Origin of the sequence: Luteibacter sp. Sphag1AF (assembly GCF_014192715.1) — a bacterium.
GTDB lineage: Bacteria > Pseudomonadota > Gammaproteobacteria > Xanthomonadales > Rhodanobacteraceae > Luteibacter.
In genome coordinates, this window is the sequence record NZ_JACHYH010000003.1 from 386,693 (window position 1) to 400,427 (window position 13,735).

General features: G+C 64.6%; 13 protein-coding genes. 8 read left to right on the forward strand and 5 right to left on the reverse strand.

Annotation, left to right across the window (positions count from 1 at the left end; all coding sequences use genetic code 11):
• Nucleotides 1-91 precede the first annotated feature (91 nt).
• Nucleotides 92-1,264: an MFS transporter gene (locus FHW69_RS11205; RefSeq protein WP_183423133.1), complete on the reverse strand. Its 1,173-nt coding sequence runs from the start codon at nt 1,262-1,264 to the stop codon at nt 92-94.
• Nucleotides 1,265-1,388: 124 nt separating this feature from the next.
• Between FHW69_RS11205 and FHW69_RS11210 the strand changes: the two genes are divergently transcribed.
• Complete coding sequence (locus FHW69_RS11210; RefSeq protein ID WP_183423134.1) at nt 1,389-2,387, forward strand: polyprenyl synthetase family protein; 999 nt, start codon at nt 1,389-1,391, stop codon at nt 2,385-2,387.
• A gap of 105 nt (nt 2,388-2,492) precedes the next feature.
• On the opposite strand, the gene FHW69_RS11215 is transcribed toward FHW69_RS11210, so the two are convergent.
• The 3 genes from FHW69_RS11215 to ubiH are packed head-to-tail and all read right to left on the reverse strand — an operon-like array spanning nt 2,493 to nt 5,740.
• Complete coding sequence (locus FHW69_RS11215; RefSeq protein ID WP_183423135.1) at nt 2,493-3,275, reverse strand: dienelactone hydrolase family protein; 783 nt, start codon at nt 3,273-3,275, stop codon at nt 2,493-2,495.
• Nucleotides 3,276-3,323: 48 nt separating this feature from the next.
• Nucleotides 3,324-4,535, reverse strand: coding sequence for an FAD-dependent oxidoreductase (locus FHW69_RS11220; protein WP_343204009.1), 1,212 nt, complete (start codon nt 4,533-4,535; stop codon nt 3,324-3,326).
• Nucleotides 4,532-5,740, reverse strand: coding sequence for a 2-octaprenyl-6-methoxyphenyl hydroxylase (gene ubiH / locus FHW69_RS11225; RefSeq protein ID WP_183423136.1), 1,209 nt, complete (start codon nt 5,738-5,740; stop codon nt 4,532-4,534). The genes FHW69_RS11220 and ubiH overlap by 4 nt, the downstream gene beginning before the upstream one ends.
• A gap of 127 nt (nt 5,741-5,867) precedes the next feature.
• Between ubiH and FHW69_RS11230 the strand changes: the two genes are divergently transcribed.
• Together FHW69_RS11230 and FHW69_RS11235 are read left to right on the forward strand one after the other, a co-directional pair.
• The gene (locus tag FHW69_RS11230) at nt 5,868-6,467 is read left to right on the forward strand and encodes a hypothetical protein (protein ID WP_183423137.1); all 600 of its coding nucleotides are present in this window, start codon (nt 5,868-5,870) and stop codon (nt 6,465-6,467) included.
• 7 nt (nt 6,468-6,474) lie between these two features.
• Nucleotides 6,475-7,035, forward strand: coding sequence for a cob(I)yrinic acid a,c-diamide adenosyltransferase (locus FHW69_RS11235; RefSeq protein ID WP_183423138.1), 561 nt, complete (start codon nt 6,475-6,477; stop codon nt 7,033-7,035).
• A gap of 12 nt (nt 7,036-7,047) precedes the next feature.
• On the opposite strand, the gene msrB is transcribed toward FHW69_RS11235, so the two are convergent.
• Nucleotides 7,048-7,440: a peptide-methionine (R)-S-oxide reductase MsrB gene (msrB, locus tag FHW69_RS11240; protein WP_343204014.1), complete on the reverse strand. Its 393-nt coding sequence runs from the start codon at nt 7,438-7,440 to the stop codon at nt 7,048-7,050.
• Between the two features lie 91 nt (nt 7,441-7,531).
• Here msrB and lptD point away from each other — a divergent pair, with 91 nt between their 5' ends.
• From lptD to apaG, 5 genes are all read left to right on the forward strand, one after another.
• Nucleotides 7,532-10,009, forward strand: a complete 2,478-nt coding sequence (gene lptD / locus FHW69_RS11245; RefSeq protein WP_343204010.1) for an LPS assembly protein LptD — start codon at nt 7,532-7,534, stop codon at nt 10,007-10,009.
• Between the two features lie 94 nt (nt 10,010-10,103).
• A complete protein-coding gene (locus tag FHW69_RS11250; protein ID WP_183423141.1) occupies nt 10,104-11,489 on the forward strand; it encodes a peptidylprolyl isomerase in 1,386 nt (461 codons plus the stop codon).
• A 7-nt stretch (nt 11,490-11,496) separates the two neighbouring features.
• Nucleotides 11,497-12,492: a 4-hydroxythreonine-4-phosphate dehydrogenase PdxA gene (gene pdxA, locus FHW69_RS11255; RefSeq protein ID WP_183423142.1), complete on the forward strand. Its 996-nt coding sequence runs from the start codon at nt 11,497-11,499 to the stop codon at nt 12,490-12,492.
• Nucleotides 12,489-13,280, forward strand: a complete 792-nt coding sequence (gene rsmA, locus FHW69_RS11260; protein ID WP_183423143.1) for a 16S rRNA (adenine(1518)-N(6)/adenine(1519)-N(6))-dimethyltransferase RsmA — start codon at nt 12,489-12,491, stop codon at nt 13,278-13,280. Before pdxA ends, rsmA begins: the two co-directional genes overlap by 4 nt.
• A 51-nt stretch (nt 13,281-13,331) precedes the next feature.
• Nucleotides 13,332-13,715 (forward strand): Co2+/Mg2+ efflux protein ApaG, encoded by a 384-nt coding sequence (gene apaG, locus FHW69_RS11265; protein ID WP_183423144.1) that lies wholly within the window; start codon nt 13,332-13,334, stop codon nt 13,713-13,715.
• Nucleotides 13,716-13,735: the final 20 nt, after the last annotated feature.

Here is a 13,735-nt window from a genome sequence, read left to right on the forward strand (position 1 = left end):
TTCGCGGCGTGCGTAAAGCCTCTACGTGCGGACCCGTTGCCGGCGTAAAGTTTGCGTAATCAAACGGCCGCAGACGGCCTGCCAGGCGGGGTCAATGGATGCGGCGCGCACCCTGCCAGGCCAGCGGCAGCCACACCAGAGTCAAGGCGGCGGCCGCGGCAAAGACGCCGCTGACACCCAGATGCCCCAGCGCAATACCACCCACCGCGCCGCCCACAAAGGCACCAAAGAACTGACTGGTTGAATAGGCGCCCATCGCCGCCCCACGCAGGTGCTCCGGCGCAAGGCGCGATACCAGGCTGGGGAGTGCGGCCTCAAGAAGATTGAACGCGGAAAAGAACACGGTGGCGGCAACGCCCAGCGCGAGCAGATGCGTACCCACCAGGGACATGCCCAGCAACGCGACGCCCAGCGCGGCGATGCAACCGACCACGATCCGCAGACTCTGCTTCACCTGGCGCATGCGCGGCAGCAGGCCGCCCATGACCAGTGCGGCAATCACCATCACCGGCAGATACACCTCCCAGTGCCGGGCCACGGGCAGATGGAAAACGTCACCGAGCAACAGCGGCAGACCGACGAAGCTGGCGGTCAGCAGCGCATGCAGAAAGAACACCGACCCGTTCAGGACCAGCATCCGGCCATCCTTCAGCATGCCGAGGACACTCCCCGGCGTCGCCGCCACGGGTGCGCGCACGCGAACCGGCGTGGGCACCAGCACCCAGAGCATCACGATGGCCAGCAGGGCCAGCAGCGAGGTAACCCCGAAAAGACCGCCCAACCCTGCCACCGACTCCAGCGGCGGCCCGAGAATCAGCGCCAGCAGAAACGACATGCCGATGGACACCCCGATGATGCCCATGACCTTGCCCCGGCTTTCATCGGACGTGAGATCGGCGGCCAGCGCCGTGCCCGCGCCCGCCACCGCGCCCATGCCCTGCAGGGCACGGCCAAGGACGATGCCTTCCAGCGACGTGGCCATCGCGGCCACCCCACCGCCCACGGCAAAAACCAGCAAACCGAGCGTGATGGCCGGCTTTCGGCCAATCCGGTCGGACAGGAGGCCCAGCGGCACCTGCAACAGCATCTGACCGATGCCGTAAATGCCCAGCGCCATTCCGGTCAGAAAGGGCGTTGCCCCGGGCATGTGCCGCGCATAGAGCGAAAAGACCGGAAGGATGAGAAACAGACCGAACAGGCGCAGGCTGATGACGCAGGCCAGCGTCAGCGCACTGCGGAGTTCTGATGCACTGAGTTTGCTCACGCGGGGACCGGGCACCGGATCGGATGGGACAGGCGGCAATTATACGGTTGCTATCCGGATCAACGGCGACATGACAGTCCAGACCCTATAATGTGGGCTGATCTGTCCCACATGAACCGTCTCCATGGATTCTCTCGCCGTAAGCAGTCAACCCGTCGATTTTGCCCAGGTCCGCAGCCTTGCGGCGCCGGACATGGCCGACGTGGACGCGCTGATCCGCCGTCGCCTGTCTTCGGACGTGGTGCTGATCAACCAGATTGCCGATCACATCATTGCCAGCGGCGGCAAGCGCCTGCGCCCCATGCTGCACACGCTGGCAGCCCGCGCGGCGGGTTACACGGGCGACCAGCACGCCAAGCTGGCGGCAATCATCGAGTTCATCCATACCTCCACGCTGCTGCACGATGACGTGGTGGACGAGTCGGATCTGCGCCGTGGTCGCAAGACGGCCAACGCGCTCTGGGGCAATGCGGCCAGCGTGCTGGTGGGTGATTTCCTGTATTCGCGTTCGTTCCAGTTGATGGTCGAACTCGACGACATGCGCATCATGCGCATCCTCGCCGACACCACCAACACCATTGCCGAGGGCGAGGTGCTCCAGCTGCTCAATATCGGCAATGCCGATGTGGATGAAGCCGCCTATATGGCCGTGATCGAGCGCAAGACGGCGGTGCTGTTCGCCGCGGCAACCGAGCTTGGCGGTGTGCTGGGCGCGCTGCCGGAACAGCAGATTGCCGCGCTGCGCCGCTATGGCATGGAGCTGGGCTATGCGTTTCAGATTGCGGACGATCTGCTCGACTACGTATCGGACGCCGACACGCTGGGCAAGAACATCGGGGACGACCTGGCCGAAGGCAAGCCGACACTGCCTCTGATTTATGCGATGCAGAAAGCCAGCCCGGAGGAAGTCCAGTCGCTGCGCCACGCCATCGAACACGGCGGCCTGGATTCACTGGACCGCATCATCGCCGCGATTCGCGATTCCGGCGCGCTGGATCGCACGCACGAGCGCGCCGTACAGCATGCCCGCGCGGCCCGCGAAGCACTGGAAATCCTGCCGCCGTCGGCGCACCGGGATGCCCTGGCGGCCCTGGCTGACTACTCGGTCGAGCGCCGCTTCTGAAACACAGGTATTGAGCCGCTCTTTCCCGATACCCATCGCAGGCAAGCCCGCTCCCACAAAGCACTGACTCTGGGGGAGCGGGCTTGCTCGCGATGAAGTTACGGTTTACTTGTGGAACGACTCATCAAGAAACGCGTGCATCGCCTTGTAAGCACGCGTCGCGGTGCGCTCGTCATAGCGGCAATTACCGGGCTTGCCGGTCGCTTCCTTCTCCGTGAAGCAATGAACGGCGCCGCCGTAATCCACGAGGCTCCAGTCAACTTTCGCATCGCGCATTTCCGACTCGAACGCCACTTTCTGCTCCGTCGGGACATTCGTATCGTCAGCGCCATTCAGTGCCAGCACGTGCGCCTTGATGTTCCTGGCCAGCGACGGATCGTCGGTGGACAGAAGTCCATGGAAGGTCACCACGGCAGCAATATTCGCACCGGAGCGCGCCAGATCCAGCACCGCAGAACCGCCAAAACAGAAGCCCAGCGCACCCAGTCGGGTCGTATCAATGGGGGCTTTTCCGGCCTGCGCCTTCAACTCGTCCAACGCGCGGGTCACGCGATGACGCATCAGTGCGCGGTCACCGTAAAGCGGCTTCACGGCCGCCGTCGCATCCGCGTCGGTCGTGGGACGCACTGAGCCGCCGTACATGTCGGTGAGCAGGATCACGTAGTCCTTGCCGGCAATCGACTTGGCCTTCGCAATGGCCATGTCGTTGACGCCGTACCAGTTGGGCACCATCACCAGACCCGGGCGCGGAGTGGTCACCGCGTCGTCGTACACCAGCACACTCTTGAAGGTCGTGCCGTTGTCGGTCCACTGCACCGGCTTGGCCACCATCGCGGCGTTCGCCGCACCCGTACATCCCAGAAGCAGCAACAACACAAGAGAACGCATCGACTTCTCCATCGGTGAGGTGATGAACAACATCAAACGAGCGCGGATCTACAGACCCGCGGCGTGACGCCCCAACAAGCGCTTCAATGGCGTGGCCTTCTCAAGCAGCCGCACGCCCAGACCCCTGGCCGCAACCAGCGGCGCGGCGCGCCAGTCGTAAACACGGCCCAACGCATCGAACGACAATGCATCCAGCGTATCGGCACTGCGCCGACGACGCGCATAGCGACGCAATACGTGCGACGCGGCGATATCACTTCCTGCCTCGCGCGCCGCCACCAGCACGTCGCGTAATTCCGTCACGTCACGGAACCCCAGATTCACACCCTGCCCCGCCAGCGGGTGCACGGCATGGGCCGCGTCGCCCAGAAGCACGAGGCGCCCTTCTTCGTAACGATCCGCCAACTGCAATTTCAGGGGAAATGCCGCGCGCGCCGTGGTGGCCTCGATGGGCCCCAGCCGGAAGTCGCTTGCCACACCCAGCGCCTGGCAAAAGGCTTCGTCATCCAGCGCGAGCACGCGTGCTGCTTCGGCGTCAGGCAACGACCAGACGATGGAGCTGCGGCCATCGGCCAGTGGCAGGAACGCGAGTGGACCACCGGGCATGAAACGCTGCCATGCGGTGGCCTGATGCGGAAGCTGCGTGCGCACGTGCGCGACGACGCCGCGCTGCGCATAGTCGCGACCACGCGTACCAATGCCCACCATGCCGCGCAACGGCGACTGGCTGCCATCGGCAGCCACGACGACGCGCGCCGATGCCGTCTGGCCGTCGGCCAGTTCAAGCACGGCGCGGTCCTCACGTACGGAGTAACCGCTGACTTCGCCTGGCACCACGCGACGAACACCCGCCGCATCCAGCGCGTCCCACAGGGCGCTCTGAACGAGGCTGTTTTCCACAATGAAACCGAGGACGTCGCGACCTTCGTCGGCAGCGTCAAAATGAAGGGTGGCGCCGTTCTCGCTGTCCCATACGCACATGCGTGCATAACCGGATGCGCGTGCGTCGCGGATAACCGGCCACACACCCAGCTCATCCAGCAGGCGCACCGACGAAGGCGCCAGACCGACCACGCGCAGATCAACCTCGGCCGACGCATCCCAGCGCGACGGCTCACGCAGATCAATCAGTGCGGTGGAGAAACCCGCTTTGGCCAGCGCAAGCGCCGTGGCCGCGCCCACCATGCCGCCACCAACCACGGCAACATCCAGCAAACCGCCGCGACGGCGGGCGGACTCGGAAGCATACGTCGTGCTCACGGCGTGGGCTCCCTGACCGCTGACGGCGCACGTTCGCGAAAGCCCATGCCACGGCGGGCCATGGCGTGACGAAGCGGCGACACACGATCAAACGCAAGCATCGCCAGCGAGCGCAGCGGTCCAAGGAAGGGCTGTTCCAGGCAGGCCAGACGGACCAGTCCGTGACTCATCGCCATGGTGCCTTCGCGGTCACTCTGGCGACGCGCGGCATAATCGGCCAGCAGGGCATCCGCCCCCGGATCGGTGGCTGCCGTGACCATTTCCGACAGGGTCAGCGCGTCGCGCAACCCCAGGTTGAAGCCCTGGGCGCCAATCGGGTGCACGGTCTGCGCCGCATTGCCGACCACGACGGCGCGACGGGCCACCAGCGCGTCTGCTGCCACGCGGCGAATCTGATACGGGTGACGCTTGCCCGGACGCGACAGCCGCCCCAGCCGCCAGCCGAATCGCTCCTGCGCGAATGCCGTGAAGGCGGCATCGTCCATCGCCGCCACGTCCTCGCCGAGCGCGCCAGCGACGGTCAGCACCATGCCGACGCGACGATCCGCCAGCGGCAGCACGGCGACAGGGCCGGCATCGGTAAAACGTTCAAACGCCCTGCCCCGTGGATCGCGTTCGGGCGTCATCGTGCAGACGATGAGGGTCTGGTCGTAATCGTGTGTCCGGGCAGTGATGCCAAGCTGCTCGCGAATCTGCGAATGAGTGCCATCGGCGCCGACCAGCAGCGGTGTGGCAAGGCGGCGGATACCTTCAGGCGTCTGCACCTCGACCGTCCAGCCCGCGTCGTTTGCCTCGATGGCGCCGACGCGGCCAGGCGCGATGCGGGTCAGGTGGCGGCAGGTGTCCAGACGACGCAGCAACGCCTCGCCCAGTTCACGGGCCGGAAGTGTCCATCCCAGGGCATCGACCTGTTCGGCCGCCGCGCTCATGCGCACACTACCGAAGTCACCGGCGCGACTCACGTGGATATCAGTGATCGCCGTGGCGCGCGAAGCCGCGAGCTCCCACACCCCGATGGCCTTGAGCCCATTGACGGTCGCGCGGGCCAGCGCAAGGTTGCGCTCGTCGTAGCTGGGTTGTGCCCCGGGGCGTGGCGCCGCCGCCTCGATGAGGACGGCCGGATAGCCGGCGGTATCCAGGGCAATGGCCAGGCTGGCGCCAACCAGGCCGCCTCCAACGATGATGATGGGGTCGTTCGCGATCATGGCCGGGATGATAGCTCCACGAATGGCATCCGCACCGTGACACGACGCCGCGCGTCACCACCGGGCACTCACCACCAGGGAAGCGGCGCGCTAGACTTGGCCCCTGTCGCTTCCGGAGCCTGCCCACATGGCATTGACGCAAAAACAGCGCTTGGGTGTCTTCCTCGCCCTGGCCCTCGTAATGGCCGCCACCCGCATGAATCATTTTGGCGCCCTGCCCGATGCGTCGTGGGCCGTGTTCTTCCTGGGCGGTTTCTGGCTGCGCGGCTCCGCGCGCTGGGCCTTCCCGCTACTGATGGCCGAGGCTGTGCTCGTGGACTTCCTGGTCATCACGAATCAGGGCCTGGATTTCTGGAGCCATTACTGCGTCTCGGCAGCCTACTGGTTCCTCGTGCCGGCCTACTTCAGCATGTGGATGGGCGGCAGCCTTCTGGCCCGCTTCGCCCCCCGCATCGACGCGAAGGCGCTGGGCCTGCTGGCCGTGAGCCTCGTCGCGGCGGTCAGCGTCTGCTACCTGATTTCCAACGGCAGCTTCTACTGGCTGAGCAACAGCGTGCCGCAGCCGCGCAGCATGGGCGCCTGGATGGCAAACCTTGGCGACTGGTATCTGCCGTACCTGCGCACGTCGGCCATCTACGTGGGCATTGGTGCTGTGATGCATGTGCTGGTCGTGAAGCTCACCGCCGCGCTGGGCCACCAGCACGATGCGGGTCGCGCCATTCACTGACAGCGGCATGGGCAACCGGCTTTCAAAGATCTACACCCGTACGGGCGACGACGGGAGCACCGGCCTGGGCGACGGCAGCCGCACGGAGAAGGATTCCCTGCGGGTCACGGCCTACGGCACGGTGGATGAGCTGAACAGCGCGCTGGGCATGGTGCTGGCCTCCGAAGGCGTGGACGCCGACGTGAGCGAGGTGCTGAGTCAGATTCAGCACGAGCTCTTCGATCTGGGCGGCGAGCTGTGCATTCCCGGCATGGCGATGATGAACGACGCGGACGTCACGCGCCTGGAAACGGTGCTGGATGGCTTCAACGCCGACCTTCCGCCGCTGAAGGATTTCATCCTTCCGGGCGGCGGCATGGCGGCGTCCTGCTGCCACCTGGCACGGACCATCTGCCGGCGGGCCGAGCGGGATGTGGTGGCACTGGCACGGATCGAGCCGATCAGGCCCCAGGCCCGGCAGTACCTGAACCGGCTTTCTGACCTGCTGTTCGTGCTGGCCAGGGTCCTGGCCCGTCGCAGCGGGCACGGCGAAGTGCTGTGGCAGCACGAGCGCCGCCCCCGCAGCTGAACGCCCTGCGGATCAGGCGGGCTGGAAATCCATGGCCAGCGAGTTGATGCAGTAACGCAGCCCAGTGGGCTTCGGGCCATCCGGAAAAACGTGACCAAGATGTGAATGGCATGTCCCGCACAACACTTCCGTGCGGCGCATGCCATGGGTCTCATCGAATTTTTCTTCGACGGCATGCTTGCTGAGGGGCTGCCAGAAGCTGGGCCAGCCGGAGCCTGAGTCGTATTTGGTGTCCGACGCGAACAAGGGCGCCTGACAGGCCGCACACGTGTAGGTGCCCTTTTCCTTGTGCTGGTACCAACGACCCGTGAACGGGGGCTCGGTAGCCGAACAACGACAGACGGCATACTGCTCGGGTGTAAGCTCGGCACGCCATTCGGCGTCCGTTTTTTCGATTTTCTTCAGGGGATCGTCTGTCATGGGGAATGCTCCGAAGTGCCGTGAGGACAAGGATTCTGCTAGGTTAGCTGCCTTTCGTACGGAACAGACCGCGCCCGTGACATCACGCACAAGCATCCTGCCTCAACGCCGCCTGCTCGCGGTTGCCGCCGCCCTGTTTGTGTCCGGCCTGTCTGCCGGTACCGCCAGCGCAGAAGACGCACCAGCGCCCACAGGGTCAACGACCACGTCGACCAGTACAACGAGGGAAGCGCCCGTAGCGGTCTGTCCGCTTGGCTCCTTTGTATGTGCGCCGCGTCCGATCAATTTCAATATGTGTCGCCCGAATGCGATGCTGGATTTTTACGATCCGACCATCACGAAAGACACCACGCTGCGTGATACGGCCGTAACGAACACCAATTCCATTTCAGTGGAAAGCCCCGAGCCCAACGTCTACCACATGCAGGGTGGCGTCCGTCTGGAGCGCGCCGATCAGCTGTTGCGCGCCGACGACGTGCACTACAACTCGGACACGACGGCTTACGACGCGAAGGGCAACGTGCGCTATCAGGAAGCCGGCATGCTGTTGTCCGCCGACCACCTGAGCGGCACGACCACGCCCAATCAGGGCGAGGCGGACAACGTCCGCTACCAGTTGCTGGAATCGCGCGGAAACGGCATTGCCGCCCACGGCACGCTGCTGGACCCGATGCACAGCCGCATGCTGCGCGCCACATATTCCACATGCGACGTGGGCGCCCATATGTGGGAGTTCCGCGGCAAGGACATTTACCTGAACAAGGATACCGGCGTGGGTACGGCGCGCAGCGCCACCATGCGCTTCAAGAACATCCCGTTCATGTACCTGCCCTACTTCACGTTCCCGCTGGACGATCGCCGCAAGAGCGGCGTGCTGTATCCGACATTCGGCAGCTCCAGCAATTCAGGCATGTATCTGGGCGTGCCGTATTACTTCAACCTGGCGCCGAACTACGACGCCACGGTGGAACCGCGCTACTACTCCGACCGTGGCTTCATGGCGGCCGGTGAGTTCCGTTATCTGTTCCCGCGCACCAATGGCAGCATCGACCTTGAGTACATGCCGCACGACAAGGGGCCCGATGAGGACATCAGCGGCACCAGCGACCGGGATGGCAGCAAGCAGCGTTACCTGCTGAAGTTCGCCAACTCGACAGCCATCGCACCGGGCTGGTCGCTGTTGACGGGCATCAACCGCGCGTCGGACAACCAGTACTTCCGCGACTTCAGCAACGACCTGTTCGGCGCCGCGACGGGCATCCTGTCCTCCAGCATGTACCTGTACGGCAACGGCAAGTACTGGTCCGCCTCCATCGGAGCGGATGCCTACCAGAACGTGGACGCGGGCTTGCCCAACTATGTGGCGCCGTACAAGCGCTGGCCGCGCGCCACGTTCGGCTACAACTATCCAATCAACAAGTGGCTCACGGCTGGCATCTCTACGGAAGCGGTGGCGTTCCGCAAGACCGACAAGGCCCCGGGTCAGATCGACGGCAACCGCCTGGATCTCTATCCGTACCTGTCCGCCGACTTTGGCGGCCCGTCGTGGTTTGTGCGCCCCAAGCTGTCCTATCGCTATACCGCGTACCAGCTGGACAACGATTACGCACAGGTCGGCTACACCCAGCGTGACCCGACCCGCTCGCTGCCCATCGCAAGCGTGGATGCCGGACTCATTTTTGACCGGCAGACAAACCTTTTCGGCAGCTCGTACACCCAGACGCTTGAGCCGCGCCTGTACTACCTGTACGTGCCCTATCGCAACCAGAACAACCAGCCGCTGTTCGACACCAACCAGATGTCGTTCGACTTCTGGCAGTTGTTCACGACCAACCGCTTCTCGGGCGCCGACCGCCAGATGGATGCGAACAACATTACCGCTGCGGTCACCACGCGCCTGCTGGACGATACGGGCGTGGAGCGGGTATCCGCTAGCGTGGGCCAGATCCGCTACCTGACCGACCAGCGTGTCCAGTTGCCCGGCGTGCCGGTAACTGACTACAGCGGATCGGACTACATCGCCCAGTTCAGCGTCCAGTTGAACGACCGGTGGCGCATGAACACGTCCTACCAGTGGAATCCGAACACCAACAAGCAGGGCGTGTTCGACGAACAGGGCAACGTCGTCTATCAGGGCCACGACACCGACCTGGCCACCGTCCAGGTCCAGCGCCGCATCAAGGGCGACGGCATCCTCAACTTCTCCTACCGCTATCGCCGCAACGTGATGGAACAATTCGACACGTCCGTGGTCTATCCGGTCTCGGAACGCTGGCGCGCTCTGGCGCGCTGGGTATTTGCCCGTCGGGACGTGTTACCCAACCAGTACGGGCAGCAGGTCTTCACGTTCTCCCATCGCACCCTGGAAGCGGCGGCGGGTGTTGAGTACGACAGTTGCTGTGTGGCCTTCCGGCTCCTGGGCCGCCACTACGTCCGCGACTACACCCGCTCGACGACGAACGCGATCATGTTCGAGGTTGAATTCAAGGGCTTGGGCTCGCTCAGTCCGCAAACGGGGACCTATTTGCGGCGTGCTATCCTTGGCTATCAGTAAGAGGGATTAACCTCCCTTTTGTATACGACGGGGCGGCGCCTGGCGCCCCCCGGCGACTCACCGACACGCCCTGAAGGGCTCCAGGCTCGATTCGATGAAGCAGATCCTCGCTTACTCCCTGCTCGCTGCCGCCCTTGCGGTCGCCATGGCCCCCGCGCATGCCCAGATGCTGCCCTCTGCTGCACCGGCGGCTGGCACCAGCGGCGCCACGGGCAATGGCTCGCTCGACCGGATCGTGGCGGTGGTCGAAGAAGACGTCATCCTGCAAAGCGAACTGGACCAGGCGATGAACGCCATCGTCCAGCAGTACGCAAGCAACCCCGGTCAGCTCCCGCCGCGCGACGTGCTGGCCCGCCAGGTGCTGGACCGCCTGATCCTGATGAAGCTCCAAGTCCAGAAGGCCGAGGATCAGGGCATCCGCGTTTCCGACGCTGATATCGACGCTGCCGTCGGCAATGTCGCCCAGCAGAACAAGATGTCGGTCGACCAGTTGCAGGCCGCGGTCAACCAGCAGGGTGGCCCGGGCAGCTTTGCTGCATTCCGCAAGCAGATCGGCGACCAGATCCTGGCCCAGAAGCTCCACGAGAACGTGGTGCGCGACCAGGTGACCGTCACCGACGCCGAAGTGAACAACCTGCTGGACAGCGCCAGCTACAAGGCCGGCGAAGTTCACCTGGCCCATATCCAGATCAGCACCCCGGCCAACGGTGGCGCCAGCGACATCGCTCAGGCGCAGAAGAAGGCCGAGGACGCGATCAACGCTGTGAAGGGCGGCATGGACTTCAACGCTGCCGCCATCCGCTACTCCGATGCTCCGGACGCCCTGGAAGGCGGCGATCTCGGCTGGCGCCGCATGGACGAAGTGCCGCCGGCCTTCGCCGACGCCATCGCTGCCCTGAAGCCCGGCGAGACCAGCCCGGCCCTGCGCGGTCCCACCGGCTTCCATATCCTGAAGCTGATCGAGACCCGCGCTCCCGGCAAGCAGATCGTCACCGAGTACCACGCCCGCCAGATCCTCATTCGTCCGTCCGAGCTGGTTACGCCGGAACAGGCACAGAAGAAGGCTCAGGACATCTACAACCGCCTGGTCGACAAGAAGGAAGACTTCGCCAAGATCGCGAAGGACGAATCCAAGGACAACACCACGGCCAACGTGGGCGGCGACATGGGCTGGTTCGCGAAAGATTCCTGGGGCACCGCCATCGGCGGCGAGATTGCCGGCCTCAAGGACAACGAAATTTCCCATCCCATCCAGACCGAAGCTGGCTGGATCGTCATTCAGCGCCTGGGTACCCGCGAAAGCGATCTGACCGTGCAGTTGCAGCGCGATCAGGCCCGCCAGGCCATCGGCAACCGTAAAGCCGACACGGCCTACGAGAACTTCCTGCGCGAAACCCGCTCCAGCGCCTACGTGGACATCCGCGTACCGGAACTGCGCGACCCGGCCGACACCAACAGCCAGGCTTCCGCCGACAAGTGAGTCACTGATGACCTCCACCACCCTTCCACGGCTCGCCGTTACCGCCGGTGAGCCGGCCGGGGTGGGGCCGGAACTCATCGCACGACTGGCCGCCACGGACCTGGCAGCCGACCTGATCGCGGTCACAGACCGCGATCACCTGCTGGCTGCTGCCGCCATCTGCGGCATTGAGCTCACCCTTACTGACGACGACGGGCAACGCCTTTACGAGCGGCCGCCGGGGCATCTGCGCATCCGCCACGTGCCGCTGGGCTCGCCCGCAGTATTCGGCCAGCCGAGCCCTCGTCATGCTGCGCACGTCATTGCCACGCTGACACTGGCGGCCGACGGCTGCCTGTCCGGCGAGTTCGACGCCGTGGTCACGGCGCCCGTGCAGAAAGCCACCATCAATGAAGGTGGCATTCCTTTCAGTGGCCACACCGAGTTCTTCGCCGAGCGCGCGTCAGCCGAGGTGGTGATGATGCTGGCCAGCCCGGAATTGCGGGTGACCCTGGCCACCACGCATCTGCCGCTGTCAGCGATTCCCGCCGCGATCACCGCACCGCTGCTGGAACGTTGCCTGCGCATCGTGCAGCAGTCGCTACAGCGGCTGTTTGCCATCGCGCAGCCGCGCATCGCCGTGCTGGGCCTCAATCCGCACGCGGGCGAAGGCGGCCACCTGGGGCGCGAGGAAATCGAGACCATCGAACCGCTGCTGGAACGTCTGCGCGGCGAAGGCATGGATCTGCTGGGCCCACTGCCCGCCGACACGGCCTTCGTACCTGCCATGCGCTCCCGCTACGACGCCGTGCTGGCGATGTACCACGACCAGGCACTCCCCGTTCTGAAAAGCGAAGCGTTCGACCGCACCGTCAACGTCACGCTCGGACTTCCCTTTATCCGCACGTCGGTCGATCACGGCACCGCACTCGACCTCGCCGGCACCGGCCAGGCTGATGTGTCGAGCCTGATTGCCGCCACGCGCATGGCCATGGATCTGGCCCAACGTCGAGCTACCCGATGAACGCACGTCCCAAAAAGAGTTTCGGCCAGCACTTCCTGCATGAGAAGCGCTATATCGAGCGCATCGTCTCGTCCATCAGCCCGCGCGACGGCGATGTGGTGGTGGAGATCGGCCCCGGTGAAGGCGCACTGACGATGCCCCTGCTCGCCGCAGCAAAACGCATGACCGCCATCGAACTGGACACGGACCTCATCCCTGGCCTGCGCGAACGCGCGGCAGCCGTGGGCGAGCTCACGGTGATCCACGCCGACGTGCTGAAGGTGGACTTCACCGCACTTGCGCGCGACCTTGGGGTCGACAAACTGCGCATCGCGGGCAACCTGCCCTATTACATTTCCAGCCCGATCCTTTTCCATTGCGTGGAGCACGCGCCGGCCATCGCCGACATGCACTTCATGCTGCAAAAGGAAGTGGTGGACCGCATGGCGGCCGAGCCCGGCAGCAAAGTGTACGGACGCCTGAGCGTGATGTTGCAGCTGGCATGCAAGGTGGTGCCGCTGTTCAACGTGCCACCGGGTGCGTTCCGGCCGCCCCCGAAGGTGGACTCCGCCGTCGTACGGCTGGTGCCGCTGGCGCCCGAACAGCTTCCCCGCGTGGACGGCGATGCCATCTACAAGGTGGTGAAGGCCGCCTTCGCCCAGCGGCGCAAAACGCTGTCCAACACGCTGAAGGGACTGATCGACGAGCCGACTATCCGCTCGCTGGACATTGATCCCAAAGCACGCGCTGAGACGCTTTCGCCGAGCGACTTCGTGAGACTGGCGCAAACCCTGGCGCGCGATGACTGATCACCGCACGCCGGACTTGCTCCACCCCTCCCCGTCCCCGACAATCCCTCAATGACCGAGAAATCCCCCTACACGATCGCCGTGGAGGTTGAGAGCCGCTTTGAAGCCGAGCAATCCCAACCCGCCGACAATCGCTACGTTTTCGCCTACACGATCACCCTGCGGAATGCCGGCAGCGAAGGCGCGCAACTGATGACCCGTCACTGGGTCATCACGGACGCGAATGGCAAAGTCGAGGAGGTGCGTGGTGAGGGCGTGGTGGGTGAACAACCTTGGATGCGACCTGGCGAGACGTTCGAGTACACCTCCGGGGCTGTACTCGAAACCGCCGTCGGCACCATGCAGGGCAGTTACAGCATGCTGGCCGATGATGGCACGCGCTTTGATGCCCCCATACCGGCCTTCGTACTCTCCATTCCCCGCACGCTGCATTAGGAAGCAACACATGGATAGCG